This window comes from Asticcacaulis sp. SL142 (genome assembly GCF_026625745.1).
Lineage (GTDB): Bacteria > Pseudomonadota > Alphaproteobacteria > Caulobacterales > Caulobacteraceae > Asticcacaulis.
Genome location: NZ_CP113061.1, coordinates 2586245 through 2604418, shown reverse-complemented (window position 1 = coordinate 2604418; position 18174 = coordinate 2586245). Strand labels below are relative to the sequence as shown.

General features: G+C 57.2%; 16 protein-coding genes. 9 read left to right on the top strand and 7 right to left on the bottom strand.

All coding sequences use genetic code 11. The annotated features are described in order from the left end of the window. The first annotated feature begins 8 nt into the window (after positions 1–8). From trpB to OVA03_RS11815, 5 genes are all read left to right on the top strand, one after another. Positions 9–1262, top strand: coding sequence for a tryptophan synthase subunit beta (trpB, locus tag OVA03_RS11835; protein WP_420710425.1), 1254 nt, complete (start codon positions 9–11; stop codon positions 1260–1262). Beyond that, positions 1262–2080, top strand: a complete 819-nt coding sequence (trpA, locus tag OVA03_RS11830; protein ID WP_267524833.1) for a tryptophan synthase subunit alpha — start codon at positions 1262–1264, stop codon at positions 2078–2080. The genes trpB and trpA overlap by 1 nt, the downstream gene beginning before the upstream one ends. 19 nt (positions 2081–2099) lie before the next feature. Next, on the top strand, positions 2100–3047 hold the full coding sequence (locus OVA03_RS11825) for an acetyl-CoA carboxylase carboxyltransferase subunit beta (protein ID WP_267524831.1): 948 nt from the start codon (positions 2100–2102) through the stop codon (positions 3045–3047). A 47-nt stretch (positions 3048–3094) separates the two neighbouring features. After that, the gene (locus OVA03_RS11820; RefSeq protein WP_267524829.1) at positions 3095–3613 is read left to right on the top strand and encodes a hypothetical protein; all 519 of its coding nucleotides are present in this window, start codon (positions 3095–3097) and stop codon (positions 3611–3613) included. 218 nt (positions 3614–3831) lie between these two features. Further along, positions 3832–5136, top strand: coding sequence for a bifunctional folylpolyglutamate synthase/dihydrofolate synthase (locus OVA03_RS11815; protein WP_267524827.1), 1305 nt, complete (start codon positions 3832–3834; stop codon positions 5134–5136). 10 nt (positions 5137–5146) lie between these two features. Here OVA03_RS11815 and trxA read toward each other — a convergent pair whose 3' ends face one another. The 7 genes from trxA to OVA03_RS11780 form a co-directional block, all read right to left on the bottom strand. Further along, positions 5147–5473, bottom strand: a complete 327-nt coding sequence (gene trxA, locus OVA03_RS11810; RefSeq protein ID WP_189484817.1) for a thioredoxin — start codon at positions 5471–5473, stop codon at positions 5147–5149. Between the two features lie 151 nt (positions 5474–5624). After that, a complete protein-coding gene (gene addA / locus OVA03_RS11805; protein WP_267524822.1) occupies positions 5625–9128 on the bottom strand; it encodes a double-strand break repair helicase AddA in 3504 nt (1167 codons plus the stop codon). Then, positions 9125–12142 carry a double-strand break repair protein AddB gene (gene addB / locus OVA03_RS11800; protein WP_267524821.1) on the bottom strand — a complete coding sequence of 1006 codons (3018 nt, stop codon included), beginning with the start codon at positions 12140–12142 and terminating at the stop codon, positions 9125–9127. The genes addA and addB overlap by 4 nt, the downstream gene beginning before the upstream one ends. Next, entirely contained in the window at positions 12142–12861 is a 720-nt protein-coding gene (gene murU, locus OVA03_RS11795; RefSeq protein WP_267524819.1) for an N-acetylmuramate alpha-1-phosphate uridylyltransferase MurU, read from the bottom strand. The genes addB and murU overlap by 1 nt, the downstream gene beginning before the upstream one ends. Then, positions 12858–13937, bottom strand: a complete 1080-nt coding sequence (gene amgK, locus OVA03_RS11790) for an N-acetylmuramate/N-acetylglucosamine kinase AmgK (RefSeq protein WP_267524817.1) — start codon at positions 13935–13937, stop codon at positions 12858–12860. Before amgK ends, murU begins: the two co-directional genes overlap by 4 nt. A gap of 7 nt (positions 13938–13944) precedes the next feature. After that, positions 13945–14394 (bottom strand): tRNA (adenosine(37)-N6)-threonylcarbamoyltransferase complex ATPase subunit type 1 TsaE, encoded by a 450-nt coding sequence (tsaE, locus tag OVA03_RS11785; RefSeq protein ID WP_324291002.1) that lies wholly within the window; start codon positions 14392–14394, stop codon positions 13945–13947. Then, positions 14391–15278 carry a GNAT family N-acetyltransferase gene (locus tag OVA03_RS11780; protein WP_267527721.1) on the bottom strand — a complete coding sequence of 296 codons (888 nt, stop codon included), beginning with the start codon at positions 15276–15278 and terminating at the stop codon, positions 14391–14393. The genes tsaE and OVA03_RS11780 overlap by 4 nt, the downstream gene beginning before the upstream one ends. Positions 15279–15362: 84 nt before the next feature. Between OVA03_RS11780 and OVA03_RS11775 the strand changes: the two genes are divergently transcribed. The 4 genes from OVA03_RS11775 to OVA03_RS11760 all read left to right on the top strand — a co-directional run bounded on the left by OVA03_RS11775 (position 15363) and on the right by OVA03_RS11760 (position 18164). Then, positions 15363–16865: a CoA-acylating methylmalonate-semialdehyde dehydrogenase gene (locus OVA03_RS11775; RefSeq protein ID WP_267524815.1), complete on the top strand. Its 1503-nt coding sequence runs from the start codon at positions 15363–15365 to the stop codon at positions 16863–16865. A gap of 2 nt (positions 16866–16867) precedes the next feature. Continuing rightward, positions 16868–17002 carry a hypothetical protein gene (locus OVA03_RS11770; RefSeq protein WP_267524813.1) on the top strand — a complete coding sequence of 45 codons (135 nt, stop codon included), beginning with the start codon at positions 16868–16870 and terminating at the stop codon, positions 17000–17002. A 75-nt stretch (positions 17003–17077) separates the two neighbouring features. Next, positions 17078–17887, top strand: a complete 810-nt coding sequence (locus tag OVA03_RS11765) for a hypothetical protein (protein ID WP_267524812.1) — start codon at positions 17078–17080, stop codon at positions 17885–17887. Positions 17888–17969: 82 nt separating this feature from the next. Then, positions 17970–18164 (top strand): hypothetical protein, encoded by a 195-nt coding sequence (locus OVA03_RS11760; RefSeq protein ID WP_267524810.1) that lies wholly within the window; start codon positions 17970–17972, stop codon positions 18162–18164. Positions 18165–18174 lie beyond the last annotated feature (10 nt).

The following is an 18174-nucleotide window of genomic DNA, read 5'->3' as shown; positions in this document are numbered from 1 at the left end:
CATAAGGAATGTCTCCCGTGTCCACTGAGTTATCCGAACCGGCTGTCCTGACCAACAGCTATAATCTGCCGGACGCCAAGGGGCGTTTTGGTGATTTCGGCGGGCTTTATGTGCCCGAAACCCTCATGCCGCTCGTGTTAGAACTGACGCAGGCCTGGGAAGACGCAAAAAAAGACGAAGCCTTCTGGGCCGAATATCATAGCCTTTTGAAGTTCTTTGTGGGCCGCCCGTCCCCGCTCTATTTTGCTGAGCGCCTGAGCGACTATTACGGCGGCGCCAAGATCTATTTCAAGCGCGAAGAACTGAACCACACCGGCGCGCACAAAATCAACAACTGTATCGGCCAGATCCTGCTGGCCAAGCGTATGGGCCGCACCCGCATTATCGCGGAAACCGGCGCGGGCCAACATGGCGTGGCCTCGGCCACGGTCTGCGCCCGCTTTGATTTACCGTGCCTCGTCTATATGGGCGCTCTTGATGTTGAGCGTCAAAAGCCCAATGTCTTCCGCATGAACCTGTTGGGAGCCACAGTTAATCCGGTGACGGCGGGCAATGGCACGCTCAAAGACGCCATGAACGAAGCCCTGCGCGACTGGGTCACCAACGTCCACGACACCTATTACATGATCGGCACCGCCGCCGGTATGCATCCCTATCCTGAGATGGTGCGCGATTTCCAGACTGTGATCGGTAAGGAAACCAAGCAACAGATCATGGAACTGGAAGGCCGCCTGCCCGATGCGGTGATTGCTGCCGTTGGCGGTGGCTCCAACGCCATTGGCATGTTCCACCCGTTCATTGATGATGAAAACGTCAAGCTGATCGGTGTCGAAGCCGCAGGGCACGGCCTTGATGTCTATAATGGTCACGCCGCCTCCTTAACCGGCGGGCGTCCGGGCGTCCTGCATGGCAACCGCACCTATCTGCTGCAGGATGACGACGGCCAGATCCTTGAGGGCCATTCGATCTCCGCAGGCCTTGACTATCCCGGCATCGGGCCGGAGCACGCCCACCTGTTCGATATTGGCCGCGCCCGTTATGTCAGCACGACCGATACCGAAGCATTGGAGGCTTTCCAGCTCACCTCACGGCTTGAAGGGATCATACCGGCCCTTGAATGCGCGCACGCCCTGGCGCGGGTGGGTGAGATCGCCAAAGACGTCGGCAAAGACGGCATTGTTGTGCTTAACCTGTCCGGTCGCGGCGATAAGGACATTTTCACGGTGGCAAACGCTATCGGTCAGCCCATGAGCGGTATGTAATGAGTATTTCCCGTATTGATGCCCGTTTCGCCCAGCTTAAGGCGGACAACAAGGCCGCGTTTGTGGCCTATATCATGGCCGGTGACCCCGATGTTGAGGCCTCATTCGAGGTGCTCAAAGGTCTGCCCGCGGCGGGCGCCGACATCATCGAACTTGGCTTTCCGTTCTCCGATCCGATGGCCGAAGGCCCGACCATACAGTTGGCGGCTGAGCGTTCGCTCAAATCCGGCACGAAAATGGCGCATGTGTTTGACCTCATTAAGCGGTTCCGCGCATTGGATCAGGACACGCCGCTGATCCTGATGGGCTATATGAACCCGGTCGAAAACATGGGCTATGAGCGCTTTGCCACGACCGCCTCTGAGGCTGGTGCCGACGGGGTGATCGTCGTCGATTGCCCGCCCGAAGAAGCTGATGGCCTGACTGATGCGCTGGATGCCAACGATATGGCGCTGATCCGGCTGGCGACCCCGACGACCGATGATAACCGCCTGAAAACACTGGTGAAACGCACCAAGGGGTTTGTCTATTACGTCTCAGTCGCGGGCGTCACAGGTGTCAAGTCTGCCAGTGCCGACAGTGTCAAAGACGCCGTCGCCCGCGTCCAAAAAGCCTCAAATCTGCCGGTCGTCGTGGGCTTTGGCATCAAGACGCCAGAGGCCGCCGCCGCTATCGCGCGGGTGGCCGATGGGTCGGTTGTGGGCTCGGTTCTGGTCGACGCCATCAAAAATTCTTTACCGGAAAAAGCGCCCGTTAACACAAAAGTGCTGGAAACGGCGGCCATTTTGGCTCACGCTGTTCATACTGCACGGCTATAAGCGTCTGGAGTCATCATACATGGCTATTGCCGACAAATTGGGTAAGGGTAGAGTATTGCCTACGAACGTCAGATCAGGTGACAAGTCAGGCGAGCGTCGTGAACGCGGCGGTTGGCTGGCCAAGATTGCACCGGGCGTCTCAAAGCTGGTGTCCAAGCGTGAAACGCCGGAAAATTTGTGGGTCAAGGATCCCGATACCGGTGAGATGATCTACCGCCCGGATCTGGAGGCCGCCCTGTGGGTCACCCCCAATGGTCGCCATATGCGCCTCAATGCCGAAACGCGCCTGCGCTATACCTTTGATGACGAGCAGTGGGAAACCATCGAATCCCCAAAAGTTTTTGAAGACCCGTTGAGCTTTTCCGACGGCAAGGCCTATACCGAACGCCTGAAAATCGCCCGCGAAAACACCGGCGAAGACGACACTATGGCGATCGGCTATGGCAAGGTTCAGAGCGTGGATTGCGTCGTGCTGGTGCAGGACTTTACCTTCATGGGCGGATCGCTCGGCATCGCCGCCGGTGAAGCCTTTATCTGTGCGGCCCGTGCCGCCGTTGCCCGCAAATGCCCGATGGTCGCCTTTACCGCGTCCGGTGGGGCGCGTATGCAGGAAGGCACGCTTTCCCTGATGCAGTTGGCGCGCACGACCCTGGCCATTCAGGAACTTAAAGCCGTTCAACTGCCCTATATTGTTGTCCTGACCGATCCGACCACCGGCGGCGTGACCGCATCCTACGCCATGTTGGGTGATGTGCATCTGGCGGAACCCGGCGCGCTGATTGGCTTTGCTGGCCCACGTGTGATTGAGACCACCATCCGCGAAAAACTGCCCGAAGGCTTTCAGCGCTCGGAATACCTCGTTGAAAAAGGCATGGTTGACCGCGTCGTCCCCCGCGACGAACTGCCCGCTGTCTTAGCCGCCCTGATGTCGATGCTCATGGGCGGCCGCCGGAAGGCAGGGTCTTAGACCCTGCACCCGTAAGTTATTTATTCAACGCTCACGAAAATAGCAGAATGATCAAAGCTCTGTTAGATGTACTTCCTATGTCAGAGTTGCATAAGTCCATGATTGCTGCTCCTTGGCTTATAGGTACTTTCGTACAGGAATGGAGCAAATTAGAATATACTACTACATCAACTATCTGCGCATTTAATGGCGCCGAATTTGATAAGCAAAGGTATGAATTTTTAAAAAATACATCTGAACAACCAAATTTACTGTTCGGAGCCGTAATATCTGAATTCCCAACTGAAGCTGATATTGTAAAGTCTAAATACTCTTACCTTTGTCCAATCCGCCATGACATCGTTCACGGTTTTTGGAATGGAATTGATGATGACGGAAACCTGTATGCAAAGCGTACTAAAAACAAAGTGAATAATACTTATAAAGTAAAATTCAGCCCACCTGAATTTGAACAACACATTAATTCCGTCAAGACGCTTAATCATGACATTTGGTGCTTACGATTAATGCATCAAAAGAAAGATTTTGAGTTTTTGCTTCCAAAATTTAAGCCTTTAATAGCCTAAATAGTTCGTCGTCCCGATTTGGACGATAAAACACCGGGTTAAGGAAAGTAAGAGCCCCCACCACCCTCTTCGCTACGCTCGACGGTCCCCCTCCCCAAACAAGTTAGGGAGGTATGATTAAGGTTATTTCTTATACCTCCCTGCCTGTGGCGGGGAGGGGGACCGCAAACCGTAAGGTTTGTGGTGGTGGGGGTTCTGGCTTTTCTTTATAAGGCCATATGACCGATAGATTGCTCCCCTTCGACGCCCCCCTGGAACGCCTCAAAGCCCTGCACCCCAAGCGGATTGACCTGACCCTGGAGCGCATGCTGCGGGTCTGCGCAGCGCTAGGCAATCCGCACGACAAACTGCCGCCCGTCGTCCATGTTGCGGGCACCAATGGCAAGGGCTCGACCCTCGCCTTCCTGCGCGCAATGGCCGAATCTGAGGGCTTAAGCGTTCATGTCTATACCTCGCCCCATCTGGTCAGATTTTGTGAGCGTATCCGCCTCAACGGCGCCCTGATCGATAATGACTATCTGGCCGATGTCCTAAACCGCGTTGAAATCGCCAATAACGGTCAGGCCCTGACCTTTTTCGAGGCCACCACTGCCGCGGCATTTCTGGCCTTTTCAGAACGGCCCGCCGATCTGTTGCTACTGGAAACCGGCCTCGGCGGGATACTGGATGCCACAAATATTATCGCGGCCCCCCGCCTGAGTATCATCACGCCGATCGACTATGACCATCAGGCGTTTTTGGGCAACGACCTGACCACCATCGCCAAACAAAAGGCCGGCATTATCAAACCCAACTGTCCGGTCATCAGCGCCCGTCAGGCCGAAGAGGCTGAAACTGTCATTGAACGTGCAGCCCTGCAACACCGCAGCCCTTTGTCGGTCATGGGGCAAGGGTTTGACGCTTACCGCGAAAACGACCGGTTGGTGTTTCAGGATGACGACGCCCTGTTAGACCTCTCGCTGCCGCGCCTGTCCGGCCCGCATCAGATTGATAATTCGGGATTGGCCATCAAGGCCGCGTTAGCGCTTAATTTTTCATCAGACGCCATTGATCGCGGCCTCAAAACCGCCGTCTGGCCAGGGCGGTTGCAAGCGCTCAAGGCTGGGCCACTCCATACCGCCCTGACGGACAAGGCCTCTGAGCTTTGGCTGGATGGCGGTCATAATCCTCATGCCGCCAAGGCTTTACGGGCGCACCTAGATATTTTGGGATCCAAAGACCCCAAACCCCTGAAAATGATCTGCGGATTGCTGAATAACAAAGACGCCGATGAATTTTTCGCGGCCTTTGACGGTTTGTCTCTGGAAATTGTGTGTGTGGGTTTCTCATCAGAGGCCGCCACCGATCCGGCGACACTGGCCGCCGCCGCCCAAAGCAAAGGGCTTACCGCGACGACCGCGATAAGCCCCTTAGAAGCCGTTAAAACCTTGCAAACCGATGCGCCGGTGCGCATCCTGATCTGCGGCTCACTCTATCTGGCGGGCGATGTGCTGGCTCTCTCTGAAGAGACTTGGCCCATCTAACAACTAAGCCTTAAGCGACGCCAGACTCGGCAAGCCATTCCAGAAGTTTAGCCTTCGGCATGGCGCCGACCTTCATCGAGGTCATCTGACCGTCCTTGAACAGCATCATAGTCGGAATACCGCGCACGCCAAAGCGCGACGGCGTCATAGGTGAATCTTCGATATTGATCTTGGAGACCACCAACTTATCGCCGTAAGCCTCTGACACTTCCTCAAGGATCGGCGCGATCTGCTTACACGGGCCACACCATTCTGCCCAGAAATCTACCAGAACCGGCTTATCGGACTTTAAGACATCGCTCTCAAAGGTCTCATCGGTAATTTTCACAGTCGCCATAATCAGCTTCCTATCCAAAGCGCATCCCGAAAAGTGTAAGCGGCTTTCGGATCAGATGCGTGACTTAATAAATTGTCACCGAACCAATTACGATTGATGACCAACTGTTCCCATAGGTAGTGAATGCTATGAAATAATCAATGGCGAATAATTAGCGCGACAGTTCAGCTAACCTAACCGTGATCAACTCATCGGAAAACGGCGTCAGTTTCGGCCCATCCGTCCACAACAGCGCCGCTTCGACTTTCGCCTTCGGATAGATTTGCCGCAGCAGGGCGACATAACCGGCCATCTGACGCTGATAGTCGATGGCGGCATCTTCGGCCCGATCAGGTGCTGGGCGATTTGATTTATAATCAATTACCCAGACGCGATCCTCACTGACCACCAGCCGGTCGATCCGGCCCGACAGATAGACCGGCTCACCACGCGCGTTGACACCGATCTGACCGGCCAGAGCCACTTCGGGACGGGATTTGGGCGAGAAGGCTTCGGCAAAGCGGTCATCATTCAGCACCGCCATGACCGAACCTATAATTTCCGCCCGCTGATCGTCATCAAGGTCAATCTGTTTGGCGAGATATTTTGCCGCCACCGCCTCGCGCTGATCAGCCGCCAAATCCGGCAGGATTTCAAACAGCTTATGGATCAGATTGCCGCGCCGGTACCGGCCTAAACCCTTTTGCATAGCCAGCGGCGACGGCGACCGCTCAGTCTCCGTCCGGTCGTCATCGCCCATTTGCGACACCGCCCGCCACACCGCCGACGTATCATCCTCACCGTAAGCGCCCGCGGTAAGAAACGCGGGCAGAGGCGATTTCACCCGTACGGACTTTTCGTCCGCCACATAGGTTCCAGCCCTGATGCCATAGATCATGACCTGCGCCCGACCCGGGTCATCGAGTCCAAAATCGGCCCGCAGCGCCATATCGACCGCCGATACCTCACTAGCTGGCAACCGTGAAAACGCATCCGCCGCCAGACCGTACCATGACCGGCCGGTGCCTGCCCGTTTGCCCTGATAGCCGCACACCGTCAGCCGATCGCGCGCCCGAGTCAGGGCCACATAGAACAGCCGCAAGGCTTCCTGCTCATCCTTTTCGGCCTTGGCGTCTTTGAAGCGGACAATCGCGTCGACCTTGCCGCGCTCCGGTTTGACATCGACAAACAGGCCGCCATCGTCATCCATCAGCAGCAGATCATCATTGCGGCTCGATTTGAAATTCGGTCCGATGGGGATGATCACCCACGGCGCCTCAAGACCCTTTGAGCCGTGCACGGTCATAACGCGGACGCGCTCACCGCCCTCTTCCTGCTCGCGCTTGATGTCGGAAGCATTGAATTCACACAGGTTTAGAAACGCTTCGACGCCGATATCGTCAATGCCTTCGCCCTTGAGCGCCAGCGCCAGGGTCTCATCCAGCACGTCCTCACACTCAGGCCCCAGCCGGCTCAGAAAGCGTTGCCGCATGGTCAGGCCGTTACCGTCACGCCGGTTCAGCAGCCGCGCCAGAAAATCGAACGCGGCCCGACGGGGCGCTTCGGCCAGAACCCACTGCATTAAACTGCGGGCATCATCAAACCGCCCGTCGTCGGACGGTTTTTGTAAAAGCGCACCCCACAATGAACCTGATCGACCTTGCGACAGATCGTACAAATCCTGTTCGCTCAGGTCGCACAACGGGGAGCGCAATACGCACGCCAGCGACAGATCATCACCGGGCTGCATCGCAAAGCGCATCAGCGTACGCAGGTCCTGAAAGGCAATATGCTCGGACAGTTTCAACCGATCGGCGCCGGATACCGGCACACCCTGTTGTTTCAGTTCGCGGATGATATTTTCAAACAGAGCATCGCGTTTGCGCACCAGTATCAGCACATCACCGGCGTGCATGGCCCGCCATTTATCCTTGACCATAATCCCACGGCCAGCGGAGATTTCGGATTTGATATGAAACGCCAGTTGCTGAGCCAGCCGCTTGGCTGGCGTCGCTCCGGTTTTATCGACCGGATCGACTTCGGTGCCATCGTCCTCAGTATCATCCGTCTCAATCGGCATAACCAGAGGCCACAATTCGATGCAGCCAATGTCATTACGCACGGCTGCGTGCCTCACCACATTGCTGGTGAAGGTCAGGGCGTAGGACAGATCCGGGTCGCCGTCATAGATCGCATCGACAAACCCCAAGACCTGCGGCAGGGAGCGGAAACTGTGGACCAATTCCGGGACTTTGAGCACCTGACCAGCACTGACGGCGGCCATATCGTAATATTGCCGCGTCTCAAGAAACTTATCCGGTCGTGCGCCCTGAAAGCCATAGATCGATTGCTTTTCATCACCGACCGCAAAGACCGTCCGCACGGCTTTGGTCAGTTTAAGGCTGGCTCCCTCACCGGCAAAAAACTCGGACGTCAGGGCCTTGACGATCGCCCACTGATCCTCAGACGTATCCTGCGCCTCATCGACCAGTATGTGCTCCAGCCCGCCGTCGAGCTTATAGAGTACCCAGGACGACATATCGGTCTGGTGTAGTAACCGGCGCGTCTGGACGATCAGATCCTGAAAATCGAGCGCCCCCGACCGGCGTTTCAGCGTGCGGTAAATCGCGCTGAAATCCATGAACAGCCGCAAGACATCAAAAGTCGTAAAGGCAATTTTTGCTGCATTATGCTGCGCATTAAATGTGAAGGCGTTCTGTGCCAGTTTGTCGATTGTCTCACGATCAGAAGCCAGCGTCTTTTGCGTATAAATACGACTGTTTATGTCGCCATCTTTTTTAAGAAAGATAGCCGCAAAACCCGTCGCGTTAAATTCTTCCCCCCTGAGATTTGCTTCGCAAAATGACAACAAGGCTGAACTGATTTTCTGGTTTGTTGCGTCATTCACGCTGGCAACAGATCGTGTCAGCGCAGCGATAACTTCCCAGTTAAGGCCACGCAGATAATTGCGCTCGATCTGCTCTGGCGTGACTACCTGATCAAATCCAAGTGATTGGTAAATAAATTGAATCCAGTTTGAACCCTCAGACTCTGCCTTTAGTTTAAGTTCCTCGAATTGTTCGGTTATATCTTCATGCTGCATCGAAAACTGGCGCAGCAATTTTTCGAAATTATTAATCCTGAGTGTACGGATAAGGCGGTCTCGGCTACTGATATCGCCATGTACCCCCTGATCATCATGAAGAGTCAGTAACTGCTCTTGCGCCCGTTCTTTAAGCGCCTTAGCCTCCAGGTCATCAAGGATTTTGAACGATGGTGACAGCCCCGCTTCCAGCGGAAACCGGCGCAGCAATTTTTCACAAAATCCATGGATAGTCTGAATTTTCAAACCGCCCGGCGTCTCCAGCGCGCCTGCAAACAAAGTCCTTGCGCGGGTCAAGTTTTCCGGGCTGATGTCCTCACCGATTTTGGCCAGTTGCTGCGACAGTTCCTCGTCCGCCATAACCGCCCAACCGCCCAGTTGCGCGAACAGCCGCCCCTGCATTTCCGCCGCCGCCGCCTTGGTGTAGGTGACGCATAATATATGCTCAGGCCGTGCTCCGCGCAGCAATAAGCGCGCCACCCGGTTCACCAAGGTCGAGGTCTTACCCGACCCGGCATTGGCGGTGACAAAGACATGGGCGGACGGATCAGCGGCGACATTTTGCGGGGTCATTCTTCGCCCTCCGAAGCGGGCTCAGGCGACGCATCCTCATCACCCATAATATGCCACTCATAAAGCCGGGCCAACTGATCGTAGTCGCCTTTTTTCTTAAGGTATTTCGGCGCGACCCACGACCGGTAGGGCTGTGACGTCTTGCCGTAAGCGTCGATGCGAGCCTTGAATTTATCTAGCGCCTGATTGGCCAGTTCGTCCGAGCTAACGCCTTTTTCCGCCACCGGTTTCAGCTTGGCCCCGTCCGGCGACAGGCGCACATAGAGCAGGTCGCCAATGGGCTTATCATGGCCCGTCCCGTCAAAAGTGCCATATTTCACAATCGCCGCCGTCAGGGTCAATTGCGGGAAAAAGCCCGCCACCGCCTCCTTCGCGGATGGCGGCTGACCGGTCTTGAAATCGAGAATATCGATGCCGTGCTCACGCACTTCGATCCGGTCGGCGCGGGCCTTAAGGGTGAACTTACCGCGCGCGGTTTCAAAATTATAAGCGCCCTCTTTTTCGATAATGAAGCGCGGTTTACCGGCGCGGCGCTCAGTTTCAAAACTCACAAAGTGCCGCGCCCAGTCACCAAACAATGGCCGTTGCAGCGCAATCTCGGCTTCGGTCAAATTCTCAGCGCGCAAGGCCTGTTCCATCAGATCCATAAACGCTGCCTCACCCGCCTCACCCAACGGATGTCCTTGCAGCACAAAGTTTTCCGCCGCCTCATGGACGGCATTGCCGCGCCGTCTTTGCTCAAACGGCTCATTGGCACGGTCGCGCAGTTTCAGATTCAAAATCCGCCCAGCGTATATGGCATAGGGATCGCGCACAAATTTTTCGACTTCGGTCACACTCATGGATGTGGGCCGCACTTCGGCGGGCGGACGCGGCTCCGGCCGCGCCGCCGGTTTTAGACTATCCGGCGCATCTGCCACCGCTTCGGACAGTTGATGGGCCCAGTCGGCAATGTGCGGGGCATCCGTGATCTCAACCTTCGCCCCCTGACACAGGGTTTTCAGCCGCCACAGCCAGCGCGACATAACCTGCGGCTCCCCTTCGCGGCGCTTACGGGTGATCAGCCAGACATCTTCCGCAGACGCCGCCTGGACAAAATCATGGGCGGCCAGTCCCGTGCGACGCTCCGGCGACGGCAGCCCCAGTGCTTTACGCATTGGGCGGGACAGAAACGGGTCAAGCGGCGGCGACTGCGGCCACACCCCGTCCTCAAGCCCCGCCAGTATGAGCCGGTCGGCCTTAACCAGACGCGCTTCGATCGCCCCCAAAATCAGCAGACGCGGATGGGTGTTGCCGCCGGTGCGCAGGGTCTCCGTCTTGATCATGTGGCCTATGATGCTGGCAAAATCATCGGCTGAGGTGACGTTAAAACCTTCCCCTTCGGTGATCAGGCCGGACAATAGCGCCGAGGCTGACGCCCCCGCCGCCCCCTGCCATAGCGCTTGACCGTCTTCCCGCGTCAGAGTTTCCGCCGCCGCGACAAAGGTGCGCACCAGTTCACTCAGGGCGCGCGGACCATCAAACCCATCGTGCCAAACGCTTATGTGGCTTGAAAAATCCAACCAAACGCTCTGCGCTTCCGGATATTTATCGAGCCGTGCCGTGACCTCCGCCATGTCACGCGGACGCACGGTTCTTAAACCCACCCGATCAATCAAATCGGCTTGATTGTGATACCGCCCGAATGGATGTTTAAGCACCGACAACAGCCGGACCGGATCAAGCGGGTCCACCGACAGCGCCAGAATATCCAGCAAAAACCGCCCGCTCAGGCTATGTGCCAACGGCTCACCGGCTGACGAGTCCGCGGCCAGCCCCCAACGGCTCAGGTGCGCACTGACCCGCCGCGCCAGACCGATATCCGGCGTGATCAGGGCGGCAATCTTATCCGGTATCTCCAGCGTTTCGCGCATCAACACCGCGATTTGCGTCGCCGCATCTTCGTCCTGACGCGCCTCAATCAGAGTTAAGCCCCGCAAACCTTCTGTGAACGGATCAAATCCCGATGAGTCAGCCTCAGATTTCATAATCGCAATCTGCTGCAGCCAGTCCTCAGTCGCCTGAGCCGGCCTGAGCGCCTCATTCAGCAGCCTGCGTCGCGCCCGTGGGCCGCGTTCGGTTTCAACCGATGCCGGCCATGTCTTTACCCCTGCCCGCTCGACGCCGTGCCGTTCCAGCAGCCGCTTCATCCCCCCCTGGGGGTGGGAATCCTCAACCTGACGCCACGCCTTATCATCCAGTGATAAATCAAGCCCCGGCAGCACCACCGCCCCTTGCGGCAGGTTCGCCACCAGCCCCATCAGATCGGCCATGGACGGCGCCGTGCCGGTCGATCCGGCCAGCACCAGCGGATGTTGCGGTGGGCGCAGGGTCCATTGTTCACCCAGCTTGCGGATCAGCGCCACCCGCCGCTGGGACGGGTCCATCAGGCCCAATTCATTCAGCCGCCGCGGCCATTCATGCACCACGATCGACAGGAATTTCGCCGACACCTGCCAGTGCCTGGCCCACTCATCAATCACATATTGCGACGCGGCTTCGTGATGAACCAGATCGTCCAGCCGGTCTGAGGCGTCCACCTCCTCCAGCGCCAGAGAGTCAAAAAACCCGCAGAGGGATGATGCCAATTCCAGCGCCACCTTCGACGTCATCTCATAGCCATCGGGCCGATAGTGGGCCATGACCAGCCGCGCCAGTTCAAACCGCCGCCGGGTTGAACTTAAGGCCGGCGGCAGATCGAGCGCTAGAAACTCAAGATCGAACGGCGGCTCGCCCTCATCCAGATCACCGATTGCCCGAACCTGCGGCAGCAAAAGCGCGCCGCCGTGCGCCAGTTCTGAAAAGGCCCGCGCCATGGCTCGCGCCCCACGCCGCGTCGGCGTCAGGATTTGCGCTTCGCTTAAGCCCAGCGATCCCAGATGGTCATAAAGCCCGCGCGCCAGATCATCCAGAAACGACCGCCCCGACGGGATCGAGTACCAACGAGGGCCCTCTGACGAAAATAGTCCGCTCATTAAACTACCTTAGCCAGTCTGGCTTCGGCGACATCGCGCGCGACCGGATCGCCGACGTGCATCCAGTCGCCGTGCATGACGCAGCCAAACAAACGCCCCGCCATAGCCTTTTCGCGCCATATCGGCGACAGAGAAAAGGCATCATCGGCCACATGGTCGGCAATATCGGGCTTGGAGATATGCACGCCCATATAGTTATAGGGGGCCGATGGCGCGTCGCCTCTGAACGCAATTCGTCCGTCATCGGACAATATAAAATCTCCTGCGCCGTCAAAGCCACTGGAACACTGCATTTGCGCCAGCATCAGGATCGCATCCATGCGCTCAGGGTCCCAGCGCGCGACCATATCGGCCATCGCCGCGCCGTCATCATCCTCAATCCACACACTGTCGATATTGGCGACAAAAATGGGATCATCCCCCAACAGGGGTCGGGCTTTTTTTAAGCCACCGCCGGTCTCCAGCAGCTTTTCGCGCTCATCAGAAATAACGATCTCGACATCGGAGCGTACCCTGAGATGCGCCTCCAGCCGGTCGGCAAAATAGTGGACATTGACCACACAGCGCGTAACCCCCGCCGCGATCAGCCGATCAATCATGTGGTCTATCAGGGCCTTACCGCCGACCTCCACCAGAGCCTTGGAACGGTCATTGGTCAGCGGCCGCATACGGGTACCGAGGCCCGCCGCCAGGATCAAAGCCGTTGTCGGTGCGTTCATGACAGCATGTCTCCGAAACCGTAAGTCTCAAACCAGTTGCGCACGGGTTTCAAATGCGCAGCCTTAAGATTACGCGACATGTGACCCCACATACGCGGCATAAAAGCTTCGTAACGCGGCTTTTTGAAATGAATGATCAGGCGGGCAAACACGCCCAAAATGCGCGCTTCATTGAGCGTCGCCAGCGCCTGATACATCTCCATAAACACATCCCGATCAATGCCGGGTCGTAATCTGAAATAATGCTCTAAGGCCGCCGCCTCAATTTCCGGTGATACATCCCGCCGCGCATCCTGCAACAATGAATGCAGATCCCAGCTTGGGTGACCTTTCAGGGCGTCCTGAAAATCAATCAGGCCAACGCGGCGATAGCCGTCACGATCCGGCAGCCACAGCAGGTTTTCGGCATGGAAATCGCGGTGAATAAAGACCGACGCCCCCGCCTCAGCCCGCGCCCGGATCGGTGCCCAGACCGCCTCCCAATCGGCCCGCGCCTGATCACTTAAGCTATGAGACGGATCATATTTTGGATACCATTCGACAAACAGATCGGCTCCGGTTTTCAGCGCCAGATCATCATAAACCAACAGTGGCCACCCACCCGGCAGGGTCTCAGGCGGCGGGGCTTGGTGCAGCACCGCCAGCGCCTCAACCGCTGACAGATAGAGGCTCATTTCGTCCTCGCCCTGCTCGATCAGCCGGGCAAACAGGCCGTCGCCCAGATCTTCGGACACTAGAAATCCGGCCTGCGCATCAAAGGCCACAATTTCCGGCGCCGACAGGCTTTGGCTGCGTAAATAGTCAGCGCAGGCCGCAAACGCCTCGATCCGGCCCGCTGACAACCGCGTCATGGCGAAATAGCCTAACCGTTTGCGCTCAGCATAATCAGCCAGTGGCGGACACGGGATCAACTCCGGCGACGGTGCCTGATCCATTAGCATCAGACTACGGCCACCCTCGCTCAACCGCTCATAACGGCGCGTCGACGCATCCCCCGGTAAGGGCTGGCGCGCCATGCCCTCAAGGCCGTGCGCCTTAAGAAAAGCGGTTTTTTGCGTCTCTCGGTCAGGGCTCATCGGTCTCTTATCTATAGTGGCCATGCGGGGTCAGGGTGGCGATACGTCCCTGATGTCCGTGCTCATCCTGACCCGCTTCGAGGCGGATTTCCAGATAATCTTCAAAGCTCAGATGGCCCAGTCGCTGCGGCCACTCAATCAGGCAGGCATGATCCTCCGCCAGTTCAAACAGGCCGATCTCATGAACCTCTTCGGGATCAGTCAGGCGGTAAAGATCAAAATGGGCGATATCTACGCCCTCAGCCTCATAGGTCTGCACGAGGGTAAAGGTCGGCGAGGGCACATCCTGATCAGAACTTGTCCGTGTACGGATCAATCCACGCGCCAGGCAGGATTTCCCGGCCCCCAGATCACCGGTCAGGTAGATAATATCGCCCGTTTTCAGGGTTTGGCCGACCCGCGCGCCTAAGCTTTCAGTCGCTGCCGCATCCTTTAGCCATACCGTTTCCGGCATCATGGCCCAACCTCCGTAAAGGCAGCGTCACCATGACAAAGCTGCGTTTCCACATAATCCTTCACCGCCGCACATACCACCGATACCTCTCCGGTGAGTTCGTCAGGTGTAATCACCGGCCCGACCGTCAGGTCAAAGCGCTTACCGGCCTTATTGAGCAGCTCCAAAAAAAGGGTCACATCGCGCAACTCTTTGGAAATCTTATCAAAACTATGGAACCACACGGAATTGGGGCCAGCCACATGCACCGGCACCATAGGGGCCTGATATTTCTGTACCAGCGACACCGCCGTGGTCGCCCAGTCCGGATCGCGCAACACACCGCCCCGCTTTCGCGCCAGCCGACCCGCCGGAAACAGCACCACGCACCGCTCTGCCTCAAAGGCCGCCTTAGCCGCCATCAGGGTGGCGCGGGTCTTTTCACGGGTGCGCTTGGCCTCAACCCACTCGACCGGGATCAGAACCTCACCAAGGCGCGGGCTGACGCGCAAAGCATCAGCATTGGCAAAAAAGATCAGGTCGTCGCGGCGCGTTTTCAGGGCATCATAGACCACCACGCCGTCCGCTATACCGGTCGGGTGATTGCACACCACTATACACCGGCCGGAAGCCGGCACGCGCTCAAGGTTTTGCATCACGACTTTAAGCGACAGCAGATTTGATACATGATCTAGGGCGGCCTGACCGGACAGAGGCGCTATCGCATCGGCCATGCGCACCGCTGCGCCGTAACCCAGAATGTTGTAAAGAGCGGGTCGCACCACCGGCCACAGGGGCGATGCGACCAAACGCGGCGCCCGCTCATGGATCAGCACATCAACAATATGCAGGCCGGACGGGTTAGCGGTTTTGGCCACGGATAGGCTATCAACAGTAAGGTCGTGCATGGGGCAGATGTTGCCCAAATGCACCTGCTTGGCAAGGTCAAATCTTTGGGTATAGACTGTGATCACAATGCACAGGAGGCCGTCATGAAAACCATTGCCCACTTTATCGACGGCGCGTATCGCCTCTGTCCCGATCAGCGCATGGGGCCGGTGTTTAACCCGTCTTTGGGCACGCAAAACGCGCAGGTTCAGCTTGGTGATGCCGCTGACCTGGAGGCCGCGGTGGCATCGTCTCAGGCAGCCTTTAAGGACTGGTCGCGGCTGAACCCTCAGCGGCGCGCACGGGTCATGTTCAATTTCAAGGCCCTGTTAGAGGCCCACATGGATGAACTGGCCGAACTGATTGCCCATGAACACGGTAAGGTCATCAGCGACGCCAAGGGCGACATTCAGCGCGGGCTTGAGGTCATTGAATTTTGTTGCGGCATCCCACATGCGCTCAAGGGTGAGTTCACCTATGGGGCGGGGCCCGATATCGACGTCTGGTCGATTCGTCAGCCGCTAGGCGTGGTGGCTGGTATTACCCCGTTCAACTTCCCGGCCATGATCCCGATGTGGATGTTTGGGCCGGCGATTGCCACCGGCAACTGCTTTATCCTTAAGCCATCGGAAAAAGACCCGTCCGCGCCCAACCGTCTGGCAGAACTGCTGTTGGAGGCGGGGGCACCCAAAGGCGTGCTCAATGTCGTCCACGGTGACAAGGACATGGTCGAGGCCATCTGCGCCCATCCGGCCATTCGCGCGGTCAGCTTTGTCGGCTCATCCGACATCGCCCACAGCGTCTATAGGATGTGCGCCGACACAGGTAAGCGGGTGCAGGCCATGGGCGGGGCCAAAAACCACGGCATCATCATGCCCGATGCTGACCTTGATCAGGCGGTTAAAGACATTATGGGTGCCGCCTATGGCTCAGCCGGAGAACGCTGCATGGCCCTGCCGGTTGTGGTAGCCGTCGGTGACAAGACCGCCGAGCGTTTGCGCGAAAAGCTGATCGCCGAGATCAAGACCCTTAAGGTGGGCGCAAGCACTGACCCATCCGCCCACTATGGCCCGGTGGTGTCGGCAGCGCACAAACAGCGCGTCTCGGACTATGTCGATCTGGGGGTGCGTGAAGGCGCGGAAATCGTGGTCGATAATCGCCATATCACCGTCGCGGGCTATGAAAACGGCTTCTTCATTGGGCCGGTGCTGTTTGATCATGTTAAGCCGCACATGAAAACTTATCAGGAGGAAATCTTCGGCCCCGTCCTGCAAATTGTGCGTGCTGAGAGTCTGGAGGAAGCCGTTACGCTGGCGTCCGACCACCCTTATGGCAATGGCGTCGCTATCTTCACCCGCGAAGGCCGGGCCGCGCGTGATTTTGCCCTGTCGGTTCAGGTCGGTATGGTCGGCATCAATGTGCCCATTCCCGTGCCGGTTGCCTATCATTCCTTTGGCGGCTGGAAGCGTTCGGCCTTTGGCGATATGAATCAACATGGTATGGAGGGCGTCAGGTTTTACACCCAGGTTAAAACCGTCACCGCCCGCTGGCCGCAACATCAGGCAGGGGACGGCGAAACCTCCTACATCATGCCGCAAATGGGGTAAGTATGACCAAGCCAAATGAGGCCAAACTTAATGAGGATAAGCGCCATCCCAAGGCGTTGAAACCTTACCTGACCCTGTGGGCCATCATGGTGGTGTGTGTGGTATTTGCCCTGATCGGTTTATATAATCTGTCCTGACCCTTAACAAACGCCGTGATAACAGTGTATCATGGTTAATATGGCTGCGTCGCAGCAGGGGTTTCGGGGGTTTTCATGCGTAAGTTTTTTCTGTGGGCGGCTTTAACGCTTCTGATCGTATCGACGGTCGTAGGGGTCGGCTGGTGGGCCTACTGGAACTATTTTGAGCGCTATAAGCCCATCACGGTCGAAAAAGAACAGGCCGCCATCCAAAAGCTGCTGGATTCGGCAGGCTATGTCGCCTCCGGCACCGAAGGCCCGCCGCTTTATGTGATCACCTTCCGCGACTGCAAGGAATGCAGCACCTATGAGGATCAGGAGTTTCCGAAATTCGCGGCCATTGGTGTCGACCGCCGTGTGATCGCCTTTGCCCCGGCTGATGTCGAGGGTCTGCAAAAATCAACACCGGCTGAGCGCTCGACCATTGCGGAGCTATGGCTGAACCGTAACTGGTCGCTGTATGAAGCCTGGCGCACCACGCCGGTTAAGGCCTGGGCCGCGCCCGGCATCCGTCCCGCTGATGGTGACTTGGCGCGCTCTGCGGTCGTGCAGGCCAGCCGCGATTTCAAGGATCAGCTTGAGCCTCTGTTGCGGGCCAATGGCGTCGAAGTGCGCTATCCGATCGTTATGTGGCGCGATAAGGACAATAAGCTTAAGGTCTGCGCCTGCTCGGACGAAAAGATGTATCATTTCGTGCGCGAGGATTTGGGTGCACCTGAAAAAGCTCCGGCGGGCAGCTTAGGTGAGACCGTGTCCCCCGCACCCGCATCATCTGAGGCAGCCGAGGCGGTCATCATCGCGCCCGAAGCCTACAGCGCCTCAGCCGAGCCCCAAGCTACCGGCGACTATGGTCCCGGCGCCCCGGAAGTCACCACGGTACAGTAGAAGCGTACGCTTTACGATCCCTGCCCTTGAAGGTACCTCCAAACTGACCCATTGGCAGTGATGATTAATTTAGGGGTGAGAAATGGCTTGGTTTAATAATCCAAAAATTGAGGCCGCAAGCCAGCCTTTTCGGCTGATGCTTCTCCCTCTGATTGGCGATGCCGTTGCTTCAATCTTTGAGCAGCAATGGTCTTTTCATCTGCCCTTTTTGTATCCATTAGCGGCGTTGATAGGCATCATACATGGTATTTGGAATTTGAAAAACAGGAAAGCATAGGCACATTTTT

Coding starts and splice junctions, on each gene's coding strand:
- OVA03_RS11780 (WP_267527721.1), bottom strand. CDS start 15,278: ATGCACGACCTTACTGTTGATAGCCTATCCGTGGCCAAAACCGCTAAC.
- trxA (WP_189484817.1), bottom strand. CDS start 5,473: ATGGCGACTGTGAAAATTACCGATGAGACCTTTGAGAGCGATGTCTTA.
- OVA03_RS11825 (WP_267524831.1), top strand. CDS start 2,100: ATGGCTATTGCCGACAAATTGGGTAAGGGTAGAGTATTGCCTACGAAC.
- OVA03_RS11820 (WP_267524829.1), top strand. CDS start 3,095: ATGATCAAAGCTCTGTTAGATGTACTTCCTATGTCAGAGTTGCATAAG.
- OVA03_RS11765 (WP_267524812.1), top strand. CDS start 17,078: ATGCGTAAGTTTTTTCTGTGGGCGGCTTTAACGCTTCTGATCGTATCG.
- amgK (WP_267524817.1), bottom strand. CDS start 13,937: ATGAGCCCTGACCGAGAGACGCAAAAAACCGCTTTTCTTAAGGCGCAC.
- addB (WP_267524821.1), bottom strand. CDS start 12,142: ATGAGCGGACTATTTTCGTCAGAGGGCCCTCGTTGGTACTCGATCCCG.
- murU (WP_267524819.1), bottom strand. CDS start 12,861: ATGAACGCACCGACAACGGCTTTGATCCTGGCGGCGGGCCTCGGTACC.
- trpB (WP_420710425.1), top strand. CDS start 9: ATGTCTCCCGTGTCCACTGAGTTATCCGAACCGGCTGTCCTGACCAAC.
- OVA03_RS11815 (WP_267524827.1), top strand. CDS start 3,832: ATGACCGATAGATTGCTCCCCTTCGACGCCCCCCTGGAACGCCTCAAA.
- tsaE (WP_324291002.1), bottom strand. CDS start 14,394: ATGATGCCGGAAACGGTATGGCTAAAGGATGCGGCAGCGACTGAAAGC.
- trpA (WP_267524833.1), top strand. CDS start 1,262: ATGAGTATTTCCCGTATTGATGCCCGTTTCGCCCAGCTTAAGGCGGAC.
- addA (WP_267524822.1), bottom strand. CDS start 9,128: ATGACCCCGCAAAATGTCGCCGCTGATCCGTCCGCCCATGTCTTTGTC.
- OVA03_RS11770 (WP_267524813.1), top strand. CDS start 16,868: ATGACCAAGCCAAATGAGGCCAAACTTAATGAGGATAAGCGCCATCCC.
- OVA03_RS11775 (WP_267524815.1), top strand. CDS start 15,363: ATGAAAACCATTGCCCACTTTATCGACGGCGCGTATCGCCTCTGTCCC.
- OVA03_RS11760 (WP_267524810.1), top strand. CDS start 17,970: ATGGCTTGGTTTAATAATCCAAAAATTGAGGCCGCAAGCCAGCCTTTT.